Source organism: Streptomyces sp. NBC_00234 (assembly GCF_036195325.1).
Classification (GTDB): domain Bacteria; phylum Actinomycetota; class Actinomycetes; order Streptomycetales; family Streptomycetaceae; genus Streptomyces.
Map to the genome: position 1 here is coordinate 7245206 of NZ_CP108101.1, position 19044 is coordinate 7264249.

The window sequence follows — 19044 nt, forward strand, 5'->3', positions numbered from 1 at the left end:
AGCGCTCCCCGAGCGTGGCGTGTGCCCGACCGGACGACGTCGTCGTCCACGAACCGACCCCCGCCACCGGTCGCACCGTGGACACCACGATCAGAGCCAACACCGCCCTCGAAGGGGCCCCGAACGATGTCTCGTTCACCGGAACCGGTTCGTTCCGGCTCCACAACGTTCACAGCGGAAAGGTCCTCGACAACCCCGGCGCTTCCCGTACCGATGGGCAGCCCATGGACCAGTGGGCGGACACGGACAGCCCCAACCAGTGGTGGAAGTTGGTCCCCGCCGGGACCGGCGGCCACTTCAACCTGGTCAACGGTTCCAGTGGCCTCTGCCTGGACGTGGAGGCCGCGTCCACGGAAGACGGGGCCAGGATCGTCCAGATGCCCGCCGACGGCGCAGCCGGCCAGGAATGGGTGATCGTCGGCCTGTGAAGCTCCGGCCGGCCCCCGAATCGACCGTGACGCCGCAGGCATACCCCCCGGGCCCCGGGCGGATGAGCACGAAGGGCTCACATGCCCGGGTGTCCCGGGGGCTCCGCGTCAGGACCTGCCGAGTACGCAGAACTCGTGGCCCTCGGGGTCGGCCATGCACGTCCACGAGACGTCGCCCTGGCCGAGGTCCATGTCGACGGCGCCGAGGGTCCGCAGTCGGGCCACCTCCGCCGCCTTGTCGTCACCGGCGTACGGCAGCAGGTCGAGGTGCAGGCGGTCCGGCACCGTCTTCGGGCCCTTGCGGAGGAACTCGAGATACGGGCCGACCCCCTTGGCGGAGCGCAACACCGCATGCTCGTCGTCCACCTCGTGCAGGGTCCAGTCCGTCGCCTCGTCCCAGAACCGGGCCATGGCCCGCGGATCCTCGCAGTCGACCACCACCGTGGCGATCGGCCCGGTGTCCTTGTTGATCTCCCGAGGCTCCAGCACGCAGAACTCGTTGCCCTCCGGGTCTGCGAGGACCGTCCACGGCACGTCACCCTGGCCCACGTCGACCGGCGTGGCGCCGAGAGCCTGGAGGCGCGCGACCAGCTCCGTCTGATGGGCCGCAGAGGTGGTGGCGAGATCGAGGTGTACGCGGTTCTTCGTTGCTGTCTTGGGATGCGGGACCTTGACGACATCGATGCAGACGGCGACCGGGTCCGGCCAGACGAAGCCGCCGAGGGGCTCGACGTTGGTCACGCCGGGGCCTTCGCTGGAGAGACCCCAGCCGAGCGCCTCCGCCCAGAACCGGCCGACGGCCGAGTCGTCAAGGGCCTTGATGTTCACCTGAACAGGTCGTAGTGCCATGCCGATGATCATAGGCATCCGCTCCGCAACGACCGCCGCGCCGTCGCCGAACAGAGATCAACTCGCCCACCAGCCGCGATACTCAGCAGGCCGACCAGTGCGCTGAAGGGGTCCGTCCATGGGCCGCCGTCGGGCACGGCGTCGCGCCTTCCCGATGCCACCACCGGATCGGGGTAGCCGTATGAGCAGCGCCCGACCGTCGATGCCCTACCGGATAAGGAGCACGCTCATGCGCCTCTACGCCCAGACCCCGGCACGTCGGAGCCGCCAGGTCCTCGCGGACCTGATCGCGGCGGCCCTGATCTACGCCGCGGTGAAGCTGGCCCTGGCCGTGCGCGACGCGATCATGCTCCTGGCCGAACCGGGGCGCAAGGCGGAAAGCGCCGGCAGCAGCCTCTCCGACGGACTCGTCGACGCCAGCGACGCCGCCTCGAAGGTGCCGTTCGTCGGCGACCAGTTGAAGAAGCCGCTCGGGTCCGCCGCCGAGGCAGGCACCGGTCTGGCCGACGCGGGCCGTTCGCTCCAGGACACGGTGGGCCAGGTGGCGACGCTGACCGCGGTCGCCCTGATCGTCATCCCGGTGGTGTTCGTGCTGCTGCTGTGGCTGCCCCCACGGCTGCGCTGGATCCGCCGCAGCGCCGTCACCCGGCGAATGGCCACCGAACAGGGCGGCGCCGACCTCCTCGCGCTGCGCGTCCTCACCGGCCCGCTGCGCGACCTCGCACCGCTGACCACGCCACCCGGCGGCCTCGCGGCAGCCTGGCGGCGCGGCGACGAACAGGTCATCGCCGACCTGGCGGAGATCGGCCTCCGGCAAGCGGGCCTACGCGTATGACGGGTGAGCGGCGGGCCGTCCCGTACAGGCCGTCCCCCACCCCGGTTCTCGTGACGGATCGCCCTGAGAGGGTGTCGGTGACGGCACTTGACCGCGTCAACGTCCTCACCGGCGTGTGTGGCCTGGGGGCCGAGGTGCGTGTACGCGCCGGGACCGCTTAGCCTCTGCTGGTCCGCCCGGCCTCGGGCGGTTCCAGGGAGGGGTGTTCATGAAGCAGCGGGGAGCGGGCAGCGGTCTGAGAGTCGCGGCCTGGGTACTGGTGCCACTCGGGCTGGTCCTGGCCGTGGGGTGCGGGGGCTTCTTCGCGAGCTACCGAGGGGTCACCGTCATGAGCGAGGCGATGGAGCCCACGTACCGCCAGGGCGAGCGGCTGGTCATCGAGCGCATCGACGCGGGTGAGGTACGCAGGGGCGATGTCGTACTCGTCGACGTGCCCGATCGCTACAGGGGCGGTCCGGTCCTGCAGCGGGTCATCGGGATGGGCGGCGATCACGTGGTGGGCGACGGGGACCGGATCACGGTGAACGGGAAACCGGTCGACGAACCGTATGTCATGCGTGGCGAAGTGAACGCGGCAACCGAGCCGTACGACGTGGAGGTGCCGGACGGGCGGTTGTTCCTGCTGGGCGATCACCGGGGGAACTCGAACGACTCGCGGTACTTCCTCGACGAACAGTCCGGCAGCGTCGCGGCCTCCGGGGTGCTCGGGCGAGTGAAGGACGGTTCCGTTGCGCCGCCGGCCATGCTGGCTCTCGGGGCCCTCGGGACCGTGATGACCCTGGTCGGGATCGGTCTGGGGATCGGCGGGTACGCGGCGGGGCGGCGTGCCCGGCGGCAGCTCGTAGCTGCGCCGCCGTGGCCCGTGGCCTGAGAAGGCGATCCTTGTCCTGGCAGGCTGCGAGCATGTCTCCTTCCGAGTCTGCCTCATGAGCACGGACGGACCCGCAGTTCGAGCCGTTCTTGATCGCGAGGCTGTTTCCGGACCCGGTACGCACTCCACCGGGCGAACCGCCGCAGTGGTTGCGCCTGGGCCGAGGGCCTTGTCCCCCCGCGGGTCGGCGGGGATCATGACCGCGTGCAACACCGAGAGGAACTCCACGAACTGCTCCTGTGCGCCGGGCTCACGGTCGTCGAGGACATGCGCCCGGGCAGCCTGTTTCCGCCGGAGGCCGGCTGGCGGATCGCGCGGGGGATCGTGGCGCCGGACGGCGCGGTACGGGCAGCGCTCGACGCCGCGTGGTGGCGCCGCCTTGCAGATGCCGACGGCGAGTTCCTGGTGGCCGTCCTCGGACATCGGATCGGCGGCAACGACTCCTGGTGGACCCGGGTCCGCTACGCCGGCGACGGTGCGCCGGGGCTGACCGGTGACCCCGGGTTCGTGGCACTCTCCCTCGACGGGCAGGTGTTGCTGGCGGAGGTGCCCGGCGCGGACGGGCCTCGCGTGACGGCCCTCGACCGACTGCCGGAGCGGCTGGAGGAGGCCGCGGAGGCCGCCGGGCGCGAGACGGAGGTCGAGCGCGCCGAGGTGTGGGCTGCGGTGCCCGGCCGGCCGGCGTGGCCTTTGCACTGGGCGGAGGGGATCGGGTTCAATCCGACCGCGCCGGACGAGTTGCTGATCCGGCTGCTGGATGTGGAGCTGGGCTTCCTGCACGGCTGCGACCGGCCCGCCGTACTCGACGCCGCCGTGGCGCACCCCGATCCGCGGGTGCGCTCGCGGCCCGCGGACACCTTCCGGCCCCAGCTCACGTCCGATCAGTGGATACGCCTGATCCACGCCGAACCGTCCCCGAGCCGGCGCGTGCTCTGGGCCGAGCATGCCTGCGCCTGGGGCGCCGAACTCCCCGGGGACCTGTACGACGACCTCCTCGTCGGCCCGTCCCGCGCTCAGGCCGCCGAACTCCCCGGTCTCCCCGCACACCACCTCCCCGGCCTCGCGGCCGACGCCGATCCCCGAGTGCGGGAGACCGCCTGCGCCCGGTGGGAAGACCTCGCCCCGCCACTGCGGGCGCGGCTGCTGGACGACACCGACGACACGGTGCGTACGGCGGCGCTGCTGGCCCACCACACCCGCGTCCCCATGCCTCGCGAGGTCTTTGCCACGCTGCCCGCGCCCCGCCGCGCGCTCGAACAGTGCCGTCTCTCGCCCGAGCTGGAGGCGGCCCTGGTCCGGGACGAGGACGCGGATGTACGCCGGGCACTGGCCGCCAACCCGCGGCTCAGCGCGCACGGCGTCGCCGTCCTGGCGGAGGACCCCTACGACGACATCCGCTCGGCGGTGGCACTGCGGCCCGACCTCGACGAGGAGCAGCGTGCCGCGGTGCGCCACGACGTCGACCCCACGTCGATGTCGCGCACTCTGCCCTGGGTCGAGGGACTGCACGGTGACGCCGACGCGATGCGCCGCCTCGCCCTTTCGTCCCATCCACTCATCCGCCGCAGCGTGGCCCGCGCCCGGCATCTTCCACCGGACGTCGTGAAGCGTCTGGCGCGGGACGAGGACCGGACGGTCCGCCTGTTCCTCGCCGAATCGTGCGATGACGCGCCGGCCGAGATGCTGCTGGAGGTCTGGCGCTGGTGGGACGGCAGCTTCAGTCACCCCGACCGCCCTCGCGGTCACCCCAACTTCCCCCGTACGGGCCTGCTGCGCTACGCCGACGACCCCCATGGGCGGATGCGCCGCCTGGCCTTGGACGATCCGGCGTCCACACCTGCCGACGTCGCACGCCTCGCCCGCGACCCGGAAGCCGAGGTGCGCCGCCGCGCGGCCGAGGACACCCGGCTGTCACCGGCCGACGCGGCGCGGCTGCTGAACGACGCGGCGGCCCACGTGCGCGTGACCGCGATGCGCAATCCGCGGCTGCCGGCCCGCGTCCTTGCCGGGCTGCTGCACGACCAGGACACGGCGGGCGCGGCGGTCACCAATCCGTCGATCCCGGTCCCCGTCCTGCGCCGCATCCTGGCCGAGGCAGCGACAGCTGTCGCAGCCCGGCGCTGAACACCGCCCCGTCGGACCCGGCTTCTTGAGCCGGTGGAGCCACCGGCTCGTGCCCGTCGGCTCCCGCACCGGATTCAGCGCGTACGGACGAGGAGACCCAGTGCGTTGCGTCGGCGTTCCTCAAGATCCTCGATGCGCCGCGTCTGCTCATCGGTGAGTACATCGCACACCCAGTCCCAGTGCAGTGCCACCCGGTCACCGGGGGAGAGCCCGTCGATCAGCGTCCTCCCACCGGCCGAGCAGCGCACGGTCTCCTCCCGCCACGCGCCGTCGGTCAGCCCCGCGCCGTCCCAGCACAGCGGGCGTGACCGCACGGTCGCCACGTCCCTGTCGGCATCGACCACCACTCCGGTACGGATGCGGCACTGGTCGAGCACGGACAGGGCTGTCGGATGCCCGCTCGACCGCAGCATCGGCGCCCACGGATACACCTCGAACACCTGGAAACTGTGATGGGCCAGCGCTCGGGTCGCGGCCTCGCGCCAGGTGCCGCCCAGCTGCCCCCGGAACCGGTCCGTCATACGCTCCACCAGCGCGGCGGGGTCGGCCCGGTCCAGGAGCTCATTGCCGATCCAGTAGGCCTCGACCACCCGCACGTCCAGCGGGTCGGGGATGCCGGCCGTCTCCGCGAGGAACTGGAGATAGCACCACGCTCCTTCGAACTGGCGGGCCCGCCGCTCGATGTCCGCGGTCGCGTCACGGCGCAGGAGGCCCGCCGCGTCGGCGGGGCCGCAGTAGCCGAGCTCGTTGGGCGGGTAGGCGTATCGCGCGAACAGCAGCGCGCCCTCGGCACTCACTCAGCAGATCCTCGGCAGCTGTTCGCCGATCGGCAGCCCGATCACGCGGCTCCCGCCGAGCCCCGTCCTCGCGACCACCATCCCGGCGTGCTCCGGCACGCAGCTGCCGATCCGGCTCGCGGACCGGCCCAGCGGATGGGCCTGCATCGCGGCCAGGACTTCTTCCGCGTCGGCGTCCGGGACGATCGCGATCAGCTTGCCCTCGTTGGCCACCTGGAGCGGGTCGAGACCGAGCAGACTGCACGCGTCTCGGACCGCGGGCGGCACCGGCAGCAGCCGCTCGACCAGTTCGATGCCCACATCCGAGGCCCGGGCGATCTCGTTCAGCGAGGCCGAGACACCCCCGCGCGTGGGGTCCCGGAGCACATGGAGGTCGCTGCCGGTGGCGAGCATGGCGGCGACCAGTCCGTGCAGCGCGGCGGTGTCGCTCTCGACCTTCGTACCGAACTCCAGGCCCTCCCGGCAGCTCATCACGGCCACCCCGTGCACGCCGATGTCGCCGCTGACCAGCACGGCGTCCCCGGGGCGCGCCCGGCGCGCGTGGATGTCGACGCCGGAGGGAACCACACCGATCCCCGAGGTGTTGAGGTAGACGCCGTCACCACTGGCGCGTTCCACGACCTTCGTGTCTCCGGTGACCAGACGCACACCGGCGGCCTCGGCGGCGCTCCCCACGTCCTGGGCGATCCGGCCGAGGACACTCAGGTCGGTGCCCTCCGCGAGAATGAAGGCGGTCGACAGGAACAGGGGCGTCGCACCCGACATCGCCAGGTCGTTGACCGTGCCGTTGACCGCCAGGTCACCGATGGACCCACCGGGGAAGAACATCGGCTTCACCACGAACGAGTCCGTGGAGAAGGCGATACGCGTGCCGGAACCGACCGTCAGGACCGCCGAGTCACCGAGCTCCGCGGCTGCGGCGGCACCGTACGCCGGCAGGAACAGGTGCTCGATCAGCTCACCGGACATGGCGCCGCCGCCGCCGTGCCCCATCACGACCGTGGGGCTGTCCCGCAGCGGTACGGGGCAGGTCCACCCCTCGAAGTCGAGGCCGGCCGGCTCCGCCGTCACGGTGGTCGTCTCACTCATATCCCGCATGGTCTCGGTCACTTCGCATCGACCAGTTCCAGCCGGCGGTGGGTGTAATACGCGGCGCAGGCGCCCTCGGTCGACACCATGGTCGCGCCGAGCGGGTTCCTCGGCGTGCACTCCTTGCCGAACGCCTCGCACAGATGCGGCTTGATCAGGCCCTGGAGGACTTCGCCCGACCGGCAGAGCGACGACTCGGCTGTGTGGATGCCCGTCACGTCGAACCGCTGCTCCGCGTCGAACTCCCGGTACTTCTCGGAGAGTCGCCAGCCGCTGCGGGGGATCTCCCCGATGCCCCGCCAGGTCCTGTCCGTCACCTCGAAGACATCGGCGAGCATCGCCATGGCGGGCGCGTTGCCCTCGTCGCGAACGGCCCGGGGGTAGGCGTTCTCGACCTCGTGACGGCCCGCTTCGAGCTGGAGGACGGTCCGGCGGATACCTTCGAGGATGTCCAGGGGCTCGAAGCCGGTGACCACGATCGGCACCTTGTACTTCTGCGCCAGGGGCGGGTATTCGGACGTTCCCATCACACTGCACACGTGACCCGCGGCGAGGAACGCCTGCACTCGGCAGGTCGAGGACTCCATGATCGCCGCGATCGCCGGCGGTACCAGCACATGGGACACCAGCATCGAGAAGTTCCGCACCCCGAGCTGCCTGGCCTGGTACACCGTCATGGCGTTCGCGGGGGCGGTGGTCTCGAACCCGATGCCGAAGAAGACGACTTCACGGTCCGGGTTCTCGCGGGCCAGTTTCAGCGCGTCGAGGGGTGAGTACACCACCCGCACGTCACCGCCGGCGCTCCTGACGGAGAAGAGGTCCCGGCTGCTGCCGGGCACCCGCAGCATGTCGCCGAACGAGCAGAAGATGACGCCGGGGCGGGCGGCGATCGCCAGGGCCCGGTCGATGGTCTCCAGCGGGGTGACACAGACGGGGCATCCCGGTCCGTGGATCATCTCCACGCCGTCCGGGAGCAGTTGGTCGATGCCGTGCCGAATGATCGAGTGGGTCTGGCCGCCGCAGACCTCCATCATCGCCCACTCACGTGTGGTGGCCGCGTGGATCTCGTCGATCAGCCTCTTCGCGAGACCGGGGTCGCTGAACTCGTCGAGGTACTTCACGGGCGGGCTCCTTCGGGGGATGCGAGCTGCTGGGCCGCGAGTTCGGAGCCGTCGCCGAACTCCTCGGCGAGGATGCCGAGCCGCTCGAAGTTGGCGAGGGTGTCCCTGGCCGACCGTTCGTCCAGGCGCTGGATGGCGAAGCCGACGTGCACGATGACGTATTCACCGACGGTCGCATCGGGGATGTACTGGAGGCACACCTCCTTGCACACCCCGCCGAAGTCGACCTCGGCCATCAGGGTGCCGTCGACTTCGGCGGTACTGAGGACACGCCCCGGAACAGCCAGACACATGGTTCCTCTTCTCTGTGGATCCGTCGGGGTACGGAGGTGCGGTGCCGTCAGCCCGATGCGGCGATCACGAGCTGGCCGAGGGCGATCCCGCCGTCGTTGGGCGGCAGCAGCCGGGGCCGCAGGACGGTGAACCCCAGCTCCGTCAGGCCGCGTTGCGTGGCTTCGAGCAGTACGGCGTTCTGGAACACGCCACCGCCCAGCGCTACGGTGTTCAGGCCGGTGCTCGTGCGGCCGAGGTCGGCGAGGCGGGCCACCAGGGCGGCGACGGACGCGTGGAAGCGCGCGGCGATCAGCCCGGCGGGAACGCCGGCCCGTACGTCGGACACCACCGCCCGTACGACCGGTCCGGGATCCGCCACGGCGGGTTCCTCTCCCGCACCCCGCCGGATGGCGAAGCGGTAGTGGTTCTCCGGCGTGCCGGGCTCCACGGGCTCGGTCCGGGCCAGCCCCTCCAGCTCCATGGCGGCCTCCGCCTCGTACGCCACCTCGTGCCGGACACCGGCCAGGGAGGCGACCGCGTCGAAGAGCCGGCCCATGCTCGACGTGGGGACGCATCCGAAGCCGGTGGCGAACTGGTGCGCCAGTACGCCGCGTTCGGCCGGAGGGCACGCCCGGAGCGCGGGCAGGTCCTCGTCCCAGGGGACACCGGCCGCATGCAGATGCGCGAGGGCCATCCGGTAGGGCCGCAGCACACTGGCGTCGCCCCCGGCCAGCGGTACGTAACCCAGGTGAGCGGCCCTGCGGAACGACGCGTAGCCGGCCACCAGGACCTCACCGCCCCAGGCCGCCCCGTCGTCGCCGTGTCCCGTGCCGTCGAAGGCGATGCCGATCACCCGCTCGTCCGACCGCAGACCGTGCTCCGCCATCACGGACGCGATGTGCGCGTGGTGGTGCTGCACCGTGCGGACCGGCCGCCCGGCCGCACGGGCGGCGGCCCAGTCACCGGAGCGGTATCCGGGATGGCGGTCGGCCACCAGCTGGACGGGCGTGACCCCGGTGAGGTCTTCCAGGTGCTGTTCGTTCCGGGTCAGCGCCTCGACCGTGGACAGGTCGTCCATGTCGCCGATGTGTTGGCTCAGCCAGGCGTAGCGGCCCTCGCCCAGCGCGCAGGTGTTCTTCAGATCGGCGCCCACGGCGAGCGTCGGCGGCACGTCGAACGGCAGCGCGAGCGGCAGCGGGGCGTACCCGCGCGAGCGGCGGAGCGGCAGTTCGGCACCGGCGACATAGCGGCTGACCGAGTCGTCGCAGGGCACATGGATCCGCCGGTCGTGCCGCAGCCACGCATCGACCAGCGGGGCCAGGACACGCAGCGCGGCCTCGTCGTCCGTGACGATCGGTTCGCCCGACAGATTGGCCGATGTCATCACCAGGGCGTCCGGACCCGGCGCGTCGTCCCCGATCCCGAAGAGCAGGACGTGCAACGGGGTGTACGGAAGCAGCAGTCCGAGGTGCGGGCTGCCGGGGGCCACGGCCTCGGACACCCCGGCCCCGGGCCGGGCGGGATGACGGGGCAGGAGCACGATGGGCCGGCGGCCACCGGCCAGGAGCTCTTCCTCGTCCGCCGTGATGCTCGCCAGCTCCCGCGCGACGGCCAGGTCCGGGACCATCACCGCGAACGGCTTGCCACCGCGCCGCTTGCGCCGCCGCAGCTCGGTCACGGCCACGTCGTCACGGGCGTCGCAGACCAGGTGGTACCCGCCGAGTCCCTTGACGGCGATGATCCCGCCCTCGGCGAGCAGCTTCCGGGCGGTCCGCAGCGCGTCCTCGTCCCGGGACACGGACGCGCCTTCCCTGCCGACGAGTTCGAGCCGCGGACCGCACTCGTGGCAGGCGATCGGCTGGGCGTGGAAGCGCCGGTCGCGCGGATCCTCGTACTCCGCACGGCAGGCCCCGCACATCTCGAACCCCGCCATCGTAGTGGCGGCCCGGTCGTACGGGAGGCCGGTGACGATCGTGAACCGGGGACCGCAGTGCGTACACGTGATGAAGGGGTGGCGGTGGCGCCGGTTCGACGGATCGCCCAGCTCGTCCAGACAGTCCCGGCACGTGGCGATGTCGGGTGAGACGAGCGTCCTGGCCCGGCCGGGCGCGCTGGAACGCTCGATGGTGAATCCCGTACCGCCCCGCGTCGGCTGCTCGCTCGTGCGCACGTCCTCGACGACCGCGAGCGGCGGGGCATCGGCACGGAGCCTGCGGCCGAACTCCGCCACCGCGTCGGCCGGTCCCTCGACCTCGGCGAGCACCCCCTCGCCGGTGTTCGTCACCGTGCCGCTGAGCATCAGCTCCGAGGCCATGACGTAGACGAAGGGCCGGAAGCCCACTCCCTGCACGACACCGCTCACCTCGAACCTGCGCCGGACGCGCTGCTCCCGGCCCCGTCCCATCAACTCCAGTCCCGACAGAGCCTCCCGGGCCTTCGCCCGGTCGATGAGCTCCACGGCGAAGCCCATATGGAGAAGCACCCAGTCGTCGCGCCCGGGTGCCTCGTCGAGCATGCCGATGTTCACGCGCCGCCGGGCGCCCTCCACATCCACCAGAGCCAGCTGGCCCGCGTACCCGTCCACGATCTCCACGACACGGCCGGGAATTCCTAGGCACATGATCAGGATCTCCGGGGTTCGGTGCTGCTCACGGACGCGGTCGGTACGGCGGGAACGAGCTGCCGCACCAGGGTGTGCACTGCCTGCATCGCCTCGGGAACCGCTTTGCCGACGGCTTCACCGAGCCCGATGCCCTCCTCGACTCCGGCGGGTGTGCAGCCGACGAGGTAGGTGAGCGGAAGAGTACCGCCCAATTGATCCAGGTTTGCAAGGACAGCGACCGGATTCATCCCATGAGCGTCGAATTCACCCGTACCGAGGTCCTCCGCACCGATGCGGAGCACCGTCACCTCCCCGGGCGCGCCGCCGCCCGGATACGCGTCGACCAGCACCAGCGCGTCGTACCCGTCGAGCAGGTCGTACGCGAGATGCATCCCGCGGATGCCGTAGTCCACCAGCCGTACCTGCGGGGGCATACCGCCGGCGCCGGCCAGCCGGCGTACGACCTCGGGGCCGAACCCGTCGTCGCCGAGGAAGAGATTGCCGATGCCCGCGACCAGCACCCGGCCGGCCGTGTCCGGTTCCTGCGTCATCCCGGCTCAGCCGCCCCCTGAGCGGAGGTCGGGCGATTTCGGATCCCGGGGGCTCTGCGGCTGTACGGAGGTGTCGGAACGTTCGTCCGAGGTGCCCGAAGGGCGGCCGGCCGGGCCGGCTTCCGGCTGGTCGGAGCCGGTGTCGCGGGATCCCTTCGGGCCCCGTACCTCCTGTGGTTCCTCCTGGATCCCGCTGCTCGACTCAGGTGCGTCCGTCATGGCTGCTCCTCACTCACGTCACTCGGCTCCGGATTCACATCGAACGGATGTGCAGGTACCGGCGGATGTCGGGGATCGACTTGATCCCGACTCCCACGGCGATCAGCGCCACGGCCGCCGCCGCTCCGGCGGTGATGATGCCCAGGCTCTTCACGATCGGTTCTCCTCTCGGTACCGCGCCGTCTCCTCGACGGTCAGGGGTGTCAGTTCGTCGGGTGCGAAGTAGAAGTAGCGGCCGTACCAGTCGTGCAGATCCGATGCCGGGTCGTCGACGAGGACCAGGGCGACGTGGGTACCGCCGTCCACGTCCGTGAGCACCGCGGTCACCCGGGCCACCTGGCCGGCGAAGAACAGATCCTGTGCGTCGGCGCGCCGGGACGGGTGGACGCGGACCAGGCTGTCCTTGGCCACCCGGACGCCCTCGATCACGACCGCGTCGCTTCCCGGGCGCACCGAGGCATCGGCCGCCGGGTCCCACCAGGGCGCGCCCGCGGTGTCGAAGGCGGCGGGGTCCACGTCCCGGACATCGGGCGGCGGGCTCACGAGTGCCTCCGGCTGCGGCGCGTGCGGGTCGCGCAGCAGGCCGTGCAACTGCTGGAGGTCCGCGGGCGACATCCCGTCGCACCGGTCGATGATCTCCCGCGCCCTGGGATCGGTGGCCCGGGCCTCCGTCTTCTCCTCCTCCGTCATGGTCATCACCCGGAGGGTCAGGATCTCGTCGATCTCCGTCGAGTCGAACAGCGCCCCCGGGCTCTGCTCGGCGATCTCCGGGTAGTCGTACAGGATGATCGGCGCGCCGAGCAGGGTGTCGGTCGTCCCCTTCGGACCGGCCAGCACGGGCCAGCACCTGCGCTGCCGGCAGCGGCCCGCGGCTGCCGCCGCCGGGGCGGGCGGTTCGAGCAAGGAGACGAACCCGGCGTCGTGGGCCGACAGCAGCAGATGCGCGCCGATCAGCGAGCGGCGGATCGCGGCGTCCTTGGTGGCCGCAGGCTCCGGGTGTTCGTTGCGCACCGTCACGGTCAGGCGTACGTACCCGTCGTCGACGACGGCACGTGTACGGACCCGGACCGCCAGCGGCAGCCGCCGCCGCACGATCCGGCCCACCACCACGCCCCGCGCATCGGCCACCGGCTCGGTGTCCTCACCGCCCGGAATCTGATGGACGACGTCCGTCGCCTGCTCCAACGGCAGTGCGGCCAGCACGACTTCGCGTTCGACCGCCTCGTCCCAGGACATCACCGACGCACCGTCGACGGTGAGCCGCTCGACGGGAACCTCCACCCCGTCCTCGTCCGTGCTCCGCACCTCGCGGACCTGGAGCTGGAGAAAGCGCAGGCGTACGGTGACGGCTGCCGCCCCGTCGTGCGGTGCCAGGAGGCACTGCGTCTCCATCTCCGGCTCCTCGCCGAAGCTCGCCGCCGCGGCCTGCGGCGGACCGAGGACACCGAACTGCCAGCGCGAGCGGTTCTTGTGCGAACTCGCCCGGTACGGATAGAGGAGATACCCCTCGTACAGGACGGCGTCGGCGATCGAACGCACCTGGTCAAGACTCACAGGGCCACCTCGTCGTGCTCGGCCAGGAGTGCCTGGACCGTCTCGTCCCAGCTGATCAGCCCGCGCCGGGCCCGGAAGTCCGCGAAGCGCGCCAGCACCTCGTGGTCCAGCCTGATCCACCCGGTGCCGGGGAAGTGCGCCGCCATCATGCGCCGCCACACCTCGACCGGCATCTGATGCCGGGCCTCGCAGTCCCACGGGACCTGCTCGACCCCGAAACCCTTGCTGCCGCGCGTGAACACGGTGCCGGAGAACATCAGGGCGAGGGGTACCGAGCCCTCGCCCAGTGCGTGCATGTAGCGGGAGCCGACCACGTCGAAGTCGTACGTGCAGGGCAGAGCGAGATCGAACTCGGTGGCGCCGTCGAACCCCTGCACCGTCGTGTCGCAGCTCATCCACTGGAACGGCTTCAAGGTGTCGGTCCAGCGGTCCCGGCCACCGAACAGCCCCTGGAGACCGCTCTGTTCGGCCTCGTCGTAGTGGCGCCGCTGCGGTTCGATGCGGACCTGGCAGTGCAGCGCGACGGCGTGGATCCGCAGGCCCGTCCGCTCCTCGATCCGCAGCCGGGCGGTCAGCTGCGGCGTGGCCGTGTACGGCTCGGCGAAGACGTCGAGCACGGAGAACCCGAAGTCGCTCACGGCGCACCGGTCCCCGCGGGCCGGCTGCGGTCCGCCACCCGTGCGAAGAACCCGTCCATCGCGGCACGCGCCTCGGAGCCACCGTCGAACCCGCGCCACAGCGTGCGCAGTTGGCCCACGAGCTCGTAACAGGCGTCGATCGGGACCAGATGGCACGATCCGCCACTGTCCGCGGTGCGCCGGATCAGGAGGGCCTCCACGTCGGGACGGAGTACGGCAAGCTCCGGACTCGCCTCGACGACGGTCTCCCAGGCGTCCAGCGGGAGTTCCGACTCGGTGGCCCCGGCGGGGCCCGGGTAGAACGCGACCATGCGGTCCTGGACGGAGTTGCGGAACAGGAAGGCGAGGCCCACGGGAATCTGCAACTCGTCCCAGGCGCGCCCGTCCACGGTCAGCCCGTCGAAATGCAGATAGCGCTCGGGCACCGCCCGGTAGCGCAACTCCGCGCTCTCGTCGGTGAACAGCAGATAGCAGGCCCGGCACCCGCACATCAGGGCGCGGCTGTCGAGGTTCACCACATGGGGGTGGCTCTCGCCGATCGGTTCCGCACACATCTCGCAGCGCTCCCCGGCGGGCCGCCGCGGCCGGTCGCGCGTGAGCCGCAGCAGCGTGGCGGCCGGGGAGGCGGCACGGGCGGTCGTGATCACGGCGCCACCGCCGCGGGCACCGACACGGAGACGGAGGCGCCGTCCGACAGCAGGGGCAGCGGTGCCAGATGCACGCCGTCCCCGTCGAGGCAGACCCCGGCCCGCCGTACGTCGTAGTGCGCACGGCACCCGGCACAGCGCAGGACCGCGTCGCCGGCCCCGCCTCCCAGCCGCCGCGCCACTGTGGCGCCCTCGAACGGCTGCTCGCAGCGTGCGCAGCGGTCCTCGAAAGCGAAGAGGTCGGAGCCCACCCGGCACACCACCACCGGCATCCTGCCGACATCGACCCGGGCCACCGCGCCGGATGCCAGGCCCGGCAGCTCCGGCACCACTTCCCACGACGCGCCGTCGTCGTCGCCGGGCGCCCCGGTCTCCGCGTGCAGGCGGGCGAACAGCGAATCCACCGGCACGAGCGGCCCGGCCGCCCCGGCGGACTCCTCGTCGGCCGCCGTCTCCACCTCGATCGAGGTGATCTCCGGAGCCGCCGCCTCCACCGCACCCTGAACGGCCAGCTTCAGCGTGACCGAGGAGGACGGGCAGCCGTCGCAACTGCCCAGCAGCCGCAGCCGGACAGTGCCCTCGTCGGTGACGGCGAGCAGCTCCACATCTCCGCCGTGCGACCCCAGATAGGGGCGCACGCTCTCCAGCGCCTGCTCGACCCGGGTCTCCACGCCGTAGGGGTGAAGCCCGTGCACCAACAGGACACTGGCCACCAGCTCGTCGCCGGCCAGCGCGGCCAGGACATCGTCGTCCAGCCGTCCCTGCTCGTGCACCAGGTCCAGCAGCCGTTCCAGTCCGGCACCGTAGAAATCGGCGACGAGCCTGACCAGTTCCTCGCTGCGCTCGCGGGCGACCGCGCCGCCCGAGCTGCTGGCGGCGATCAGGGTGTCGATGCGTTCACCGGTCGTCCGCCAGTCGGGCGTGGCCGGTGCGTCCTCCCGCGCCATCACTCGCTGCCCGCGGACTGGGTGGGGGAGTGCAGGAGTTCCAGCTTCTTGCCCTCGCCGAGATACATGTGCACTCCGCAGGGCAGACAGGGGTCGAAGCTGCGCACCGTACGCATGATGTCGATTCCCTTGAAGTGCTCCCGGTCGTTCTCCTCGAAGATCGGCTGCCCCTGCACGGCGTCCTCGTAGGGACCGGGCGTGCCGTAGGTGTCACGGGGGCTCGCGTTCCACGGAGTCGGTGGGTACGGGTGGTAGTTGGCGATCTTGCCGTCCCGGATCACCATGTGGTGCGAGAGGACACCGCGCACCGCCTCGGTGAATCCGCAGCCCACACCCTCCTCGGGGACCTCGAACTTCTCCCAGGTCTTGGTGTTCCCGGACCGGATCTCCACGAGAGCCTTCTCCGCGAAGTGGAGTGCGCAGGCGGCGGCGTAGGCCTGGAAGTAACTCCGTGCCCGGTTGCGCTCGATGGTGTTGCTCCACTTCGGGACGTGCCACTCCAGCTCCACCGGCCCCTTGAGGGCGGTCTTGGGGAGGTTGATCTTGACGCTGTGCCCGGTCGCCTGGATGTAGCCGATGTCGACCAGGCCGGCCAACGCCGTGGTCCACAGGCGCGCGAGCGGCCCGCCACCGGTGTCCAGGGCCAGGTAGTCCTTGCCGTCGAACCACCGCGGCGACATGACCCAGCTGTACTTGTCGTCCAGATCCCGCTTCTGCGGCTGCGGGTTGGTGTGCTGGTTCCACGGGTGACGCCGGTCGACCGGATTGCCGAGCGGGTCGTGGGAGACGAAGGTCTCCTGCTCGTCCCAGTCGTTGTAGTACGAGGAACCGAGCAGGATCCGGATGCCCAGGTTGATCTGGACCAGGTCGGTGGTGACCAGCTTCCCGTCGACGACGACACCGGGGGTGACGTACATCTTCCGTCCCCAGTCGGTCATGTCCTTGTACGCGAAGTTGCAGTGCTCCGGGTCCTGGAAGGATCCCCAGCAGCCCAGCAGGATGCGCCGGTTGCCGACCTGTTCGTACCCCGGCAGTGCCTCGTAGAAGAAGTCGAAGAGATCGTCGTGCATCGGCACGACCTTCTTCATGAACTCGACGTACCGCTGGAGCCGGGTGATGTAGTCCGTCATCAGCTGGATCGTCGCCACGGTGCCGACGCCGCCCGGATAGAGCGTGGAGGGGTGGACGTGCCGCCCTTCCATCAGGCAGAACATCTCCCGGGTCATCCGGCTGACCTGGAGCGCCTCGCGGTAGAACTCGCCGGTGAACGGGTTCAGCGACCGCATGATGTCGCCGATGGTCTTGTACCCGTGGGCGTCGGCGTGCGGGGAGGGGGTGCGGTTGGCCTGCTCCAGCACCCCGGGGTTGGTCTCCGCGACCATCTTCTCGCAGTAGTCCACCCCGACCAGGTTCTCCTGGAAGATGTTGTGGTCGAACATGTACTCCGCGGCCTCGCCGAGATTCACGATCCATTCACCGAGGTGCGGGGGCTTCACCCCGTACGCCATGTTCTGCGCGTAACAGGAACACGTGGCGTGGTTGTCACCGCAGATGCCGCAGATCCGGCTCGTGATGAAATGCGCGTCCCGCGGGTCCTTTCCCTTCATGAAGACCGAGTAGCCGCGGAAGATGGAACTGGTGCTGTGGCACTCGGCGACCACCTTCTGTTTGAAGTCGATCTTCGTGTAGATGCCCAGGCTGCCGACGATCCGGGTAATGGGATCCCACGCCATTTCGACCAGGTCGTTCTTGCCCCGGCCGCCTTCGGCACCCTTGTGCTGCGTCGCGGTCATTGCGCCGCCTCGTCTTTCTTTCCGTCGCGGTGATTACGCGGTCGATTACCAGGTGCGTGTGGCGCCGGTCTTGAGCTCGGGTCCGGGCTTACGCCATTTCGGTTCGCGGTCCAGGGTGTGCGTGGTGATGTGGCGCAGCCGCCGCATCGTCGACCCGTACAGTCCGACCGCGTTGGTCGAGAGCTTTCCGCCGGGAGGTTCGTCCATGAACGGCATGAACTTGTCCGGGAACCCGGGCATGGTGCAGCCGATGCAGATGCCACCGACGTTGGGGCAGCCGCCGATGCCGTTCATCCAGCCCCGCTTGGGCACGTTGCACTTGACCGTGGGGCCCCAGCAGCCCAGCTTGACGATGCACTTCGGTGAGCCGTACTCCGTCGCGAAGTCGGCCTGCTCGTAGTAACCGGCCCGGTCACAGCCCTCGTGGACCGTCGACCCGAACAGCCACGTCGGCCGGAGCGCGTCGTCGAGCGGGATCATCGGCGCCTGGCCCGTGGCCATGTACAGCAGATAGGTCAGCGTCTCCGACAGGTTGTCCGGCTGGATCGGGCACCCCGGGACGCACACGATCGGGATCCCGGCCTTGGACTTCCACTCCCACCCCAGGTAGTCGGGGACCCCCATCGCGCCGGTGGGATTGCCCGCCATGGCGTGGATGCCGCCGTACGTCGCGCAGGTGCCCACCGCGACGACCGCGGTTGCCTTCGGGGCCAGCCGGTCGAGCCACTCGCTGGTCGTCATCGGCTGGCCGGTGGCCGGGTCGTTGCCGAAACCGCACCAGTACCCCTCGTCGTGCAACTGCTCGTTCGGGATCGATCCCTCGACCACCAGGACGAACGGTTCCAGCTCGCCGCGGTCGGCCTTGAAGAACCATTCGAGGAAATCGTCGGCGCCGCCATTCGGACCGCACTCGAAATCGATGAGCGGCCAGTGGACAGCGACCTGCGGCAGGCCCGGCAGGGCACCGAGCGCGATTTCCTCGATGCTCGGCTGAGTGGCGGCCGTCAGGGAGACGGAATCGCCGTCGCAGCTCAGTCCCGCGTTGATCCACAGGACATGGATCAGGGTGTCCTCCGCCTTTGTCGCTTCCTCTGTCGGCATGGCAGTGCCGCCTTTCAGGATGACGGCTCCGCGGCCGTCTGCCCCCACGGATGGGTACGCGCACATTGCTACCATCACGCCTCGGTTCGACCTCCCCGGCAACTCAGGGAATCCATCGACCGCCTCATCCCGGGCAGCCGAACGGCCGCGTGCGGTGGGCCGCTCGGGTGATCCGGCCCCGTGACCGGGCCGGTCCGCGGTCCTCGCGGCCACCTCGTGGCCCTACTGTCGGAGCCACCCTCGGAAGGACGTGGCAGCGGTGCACGAGCTGGCCATCACACAGAGCGTCGTCGACTCTGTGTGCGAGCGCGCCGCAGGGCGTCCGGTCCATTCGGTGCGCGTCCGGGTGGGCGCGCTCACCGCCGTCGTACCCGAGGCCATGCGCTTCTGCTTCGGGCTGGTCGCGGAGGGGACGGCCGCCGAGGGGGCACGGTTGGAGATCGACCAGCCGCCCGGCACCGGCCTCTGCCGCACCTGCGCCGTCGAATTCACCCTGACCGACCTGATTCTGCTGTGTCCCTGCGGCAGCGCGGACGTGAAGATCACGTCGGGACAGGAACTGCAGATCGTTTCCATGAAAGTGGGCTGAACATGTGCGGTACCTG

General features: G+C 70.6%; 20 protein-coding genes. 5 read left to right on the plus strand and 15 right to left on the minus strand.

Translation table 11 applies throughout. From position 1 onward, the window contains the following. Positions 1 to 14 precede the first annotated feature (14 nt). A complete protein-coding gene (locus OG230_RS31685; protein ID WP_328907174.1) occupies positions 15 to 428 on the plus strand; it encodes an RICIN domain-containing protein in 414 nt (137 codons plus the stop codon). Positions 429 to 536: 108 nt separating this feature from the next. Here OG230_RS31685 and OG230_RS31690 read toward each other — a convergent pair whose 3' ends face one another. Continuing rightward, the gene (locus OG230_RS31690) at positions 537 to 1277 is read right to left on the minus strand and encodes a VOC family protein (protein ID WP_328907175.1); all 741 of its coding nucleotides are present in this window, start codon (positions 1275 to 1277) and stop codon (positions 537 to 539) included. 229 nt (positions 1278 to 1506) lie between these two features. Here OG230_RS31690 and OG230_RS31695 point away from each other — a divergent pair, with 229 nt between their 5' ends. The 3 genes from OG230_RS31695 to OG230_RS31705 all read left to right on the plus strand — a co-directional run bounded on the left by OG230_RS31695 (position 1507) and on the right by OG230_RS31705 (position 5107). Next, positions 1507 to 2112 (plus strand): hypothetical protein, encoded by a 606-nt coding sequence (locus OG230_RS31695; RefSeq protein ID WP_328907176.1) that lies wholly within the window; start codon positions 1507 to 1509, stop codon positions 2110 to 2112. A gap of 208 nt (positions 2113 to 2320) precedes the next feature. Continuing rightward, a complete protein-coding gene (gene lepB, locus OG230_RS31700; RefSeq protein ID WP_328907177.1) occupies positions 2321 to 2983 on the plus strand; it encodes a signal peptidase I in 663 nt (220 codons plus the stop codon). A gap of 204 nt (positions 2984 to 3187) precedes the next feature. Continuing rightward, on the plus strand, positions 3188 to 5107 hold the full coding sequence (locus OG230_RS31705; RefSeq protein WP_328907178.1) for a hypothetical protein: 1920 nt from the start codon (positions 3188 to 3190) through the stop codon (positions 5105 to 5107). 74 nt (positions 5108 to 5181) lie between these two features. On the opposite strand, the gene OG230_RS31710 is transcribed toward OG230_RS31705, so the two are convergent. Genes OG230_RS31710 through OG230_RS31770 form a run of 14 tightly spaced genes read right to left on the minus strand, consistent with a single transcriptional unit; the run spans position 5182 to position 18439 of the window. Then, the gene (locus OG230_RS31710; RefSeq protein ID WP_328907179.1) at positions 5182 to 5904 is read right to left on the minus strand and encodes a DUF6390 family protein; all 723 of its coding nucleotides are present in this window, start codon (positions 5902 to 5904) and stop codon (positions 5182 to 5184) included. Continuing rightward, the gene (hypE, locus tag OG230_RS31715; RefSeq protein ID WP_443051425.1) at positions 5905 to 7002 is read right to left on the minus strand and encodes a hydrogenase expression/formation protein HypE; all 1098 of its coding nucleotides are present in this window, start codon (positions 7000 to 7002) and stop codon (positions 5905 to 5907) included. A gap of 8 nt (positions 7003 to 7010) precedes the next feature. Then, complete coding sequence (gene hypD, locus OG230_RS31720) at positions 7011 to 8114, minus strand: hydrogenase formation protein HypD (RefSeq protein WP_328907181.1); 1104 nt, start codon at positions 8112 to 8114, stop codon at positions 7011 to 7013. Next, positions 8111 to 8407: a HypC/HybG/HupF family hydrogenase formation chaperone gene (locus OG230_RS31725; RefSeq protein WP_328907182.1), complete on the minus strand. Its 297-nt coding sequence runs from the start codon at positions 8405 to 8407 to the stop codon at positions 8111 to 8113. Before OG230_RS31725 ends, hypD begins: the two co-directional genes overlap by 4 nt. A gap of 47 nt (positions 8408 to 8454) precedes the next feature. Then, positions 8455 to 11007, minus strand: a complete 2553-nt coding sequence (gene hypF / locus OG230_RS31730) for a carbamoyltransferase HypF (protein WP_328907183.1) — start codon at positions 11005 to 11007, stop codon at positions 8455 to 8457. Positions 11008 to 11009: 2 nt separating this feature from the next. Further along, positions 11010 to 11540 (minus strand): hydrogenase maturation protease, encoded by a 531-nt coding sequence (locus OG230_RS31735; protein ID WP_328907184.1) that lies wholly within the window; start codon positions 11538 to 11540, stop codon positions 11010 to 11012. Positions 11541 to 11546: 6 nt separating this feature from the next. Beyond that, entirely contained in the window at positions 11547 to 11759 is a 213-nt protein-coding gene (locus tag OG230_RS31740) for a hypothetical protein (RefSeq protein ID WP_328907185.1), read from the minus strand. 34 nt (positions 11760 to 11793) lie between these two features. After that, entirely contained in the window at positions 11794 to 11913 is a 120-nt protein-coding gene (locus tag OG230_RS36435) for a DUF6893 family small protein (protein ID WP_443051426.1), read from the minus strand. After that, the gene (locus tag OG230_RS31745) at positions 11910 to 13313 is read right to left on the minus strand and encodes a hypothetical protein (protein ID WP_328907186.1); all 1404 of its coding nucleotides are present in this window, start codon (positions 13311 to 13313) and stop codon (positions 11910 to 11912) included. The genes OG230_RS36435 and OG230_RS31745 overlap by 4 nt, the downstream gene beginning before the upstream one ends. After that, positions 13310 to 13951, minus strand: a complete 642-nt coding sequence (locus OG230_RS31750; protein WP_328907187.1) for a DUF6084 family protein — start codon at positions 13949 to 13951, stop codon at positions 13310 to 13312. Before OG230_RS31750 ends, OG230_RS31745 begins: the two co-directional genes overlap by 4 nt. Next, on the minus strand, positions 13948 to 14598 hold the full coding sequence (locus OG230_RS31755) for a DUF5947 family protein (RefSeq protein ID WP_328907188.1): 651 nt from the start codon (positions 14596 to 14598) through the stop codon (positions 13948 to 13950). Before OG230_RS31755 ends, OG230_RS31750 begins: the two co-directional genes overlap by 4 nt. Further along, positions 14595 to 15545, minus strand: coding sequence for a NifU family protein (locus tag OG230_RS31760; RefSeq protein WP_328907189.1), 951 nt, complete (start codon positions 15543 to 15545; stop codon positions 14595 to 14597). Before OG230_RS31760 ends, OG230_RS31755 begins: the two co-directional genes overlap by 4 nt. Continuing rightward, complete coding sequence (locus OG230_RS31765) at positions 15545 to 17338, minus strand: nickel-dependent hydrogenase large subunit (RefSeq protein WP_328907190.1); 1794 nt, start codon at positions 17336 to 17338, stop codon at positions 15545 to 15547. The genes OG230_RS31760 and OG230_RS31765 overlap by 1 nt, the downstream gene beginning before the upstream one ends. Positions 17339 to 17383: 45 nt before the next feature. Then, the gene (locus OG230_RS31770; RefSeq protein ID WP_328907191.1) at positions 17384 to 18439 is read right to left on the minus strand and encodes a hydrogenase expression protein HypE; all 1056 of its coding nucleotides are present in this window, start codon (positions 18437 to 18439) and stop codon (positions 17384 to 17386) included. Between the two features lie 250 nt (positions 18440 to 18689). On the opposite strand from OG230_RS31770, the gene OG230_RS31775 reads away from it, so the two are divergent. After that, positions 18690 to 19028 carry a hydrogenase maturation nickel metallochaperone HypA/HybF gene (locus OG230_RS31775; RefSeq protein WP_328907192.1) on the plus strand — a complete coding sequence of 113 codons (339 nt, stop codon included), beginning with the start codon at positions 18690 to 18692 and terminating at the stop codon, positions 19026 to 19028. Positions 19029 to 19044 lie beyond the last annotated feature (16 nt).

Excerpts from the sequence above, each read along its gene's own strand:
- OG230_RS31690 (WP_328907175.1), bottom strand. The coding sequence starts at position 1,277 with ATGGCACTACGACCTGTTCAGGTGAACATCAAGGCCCTTGACGACTCG.
- OG230_RS31695 (WP_328907176.1), top strand. The coding sequence starts at position 1,507 with ATGCGCCTCTACGCCCAGACCCCGGCACGTCGGAGCCGCCAGGTCCTC.
- lepB (WP_328907177.1), top strand. The coding sequence starts at position 2,321 with ATGAAGCAGCGGGGAGCGGGCAGCGGTCTGAGAGTCGCGGCCTGGGTA.
- hypE (WP_443051425.1), bottom strand. The coding sequence starts at position 7,002 with ATGCGGGATATGAGTGAGACGACCACCGTGACGGCGGAGCCGGCCGGC.
- OG230_RS31725 (WP_328907182.1), bottom strand. The coding sequence starts at position 8,407 with ATGTGTCTGGCTGTTCCGGGGCGTGTCCTCAGTACCGCCGAAGTCGAC.
- hypF (WP_328907183.1), bottom strand. The coding sequence starts at position 11,007 with ATGTGCCTAGGAATTCCCGGCCGTGTCGTGGAGATCGTGGACGGGTAC.
- OG230_RS31735 (WP_328907184.1), bottom strand. The coding sequence starts at position 11,540 with ATGACGCAGGAACCGGACACGGCCGGCCGGGTGCTGGTCGCGGGCATC.
- OG230_RS31740 (WP_328907185.1), bottom strand. The coding sequence starts at position 11,759 with ATGACGGACGCACCTGAGTCGAGCAGCGGGATCCAGGAGGAACCACAG.
- OG230_RS31760 (WP_328907189.1), bottom strand. The coding sequence starts at position 15,545 with ATGGCGCGGGAGGACGCACCGGCCACGCCCGACTGGCGGACGACCGGT.
- OG230_RS31765 (WP_328907190.1), bottom strand. The coding sequence starts at position 17,338 with ATGACCGCGACGCAGCACAAGGGTGCCGAAGGCGGCCGGGGCAAGAAC.
- OG230_RS31770 (WP_328907191.1), bottom strand. The coding sequence starts at position 18,439 with ATGCCGACAGAGGAAGCGACAAAGGCGGAGGACACCCTGATCCATGTC.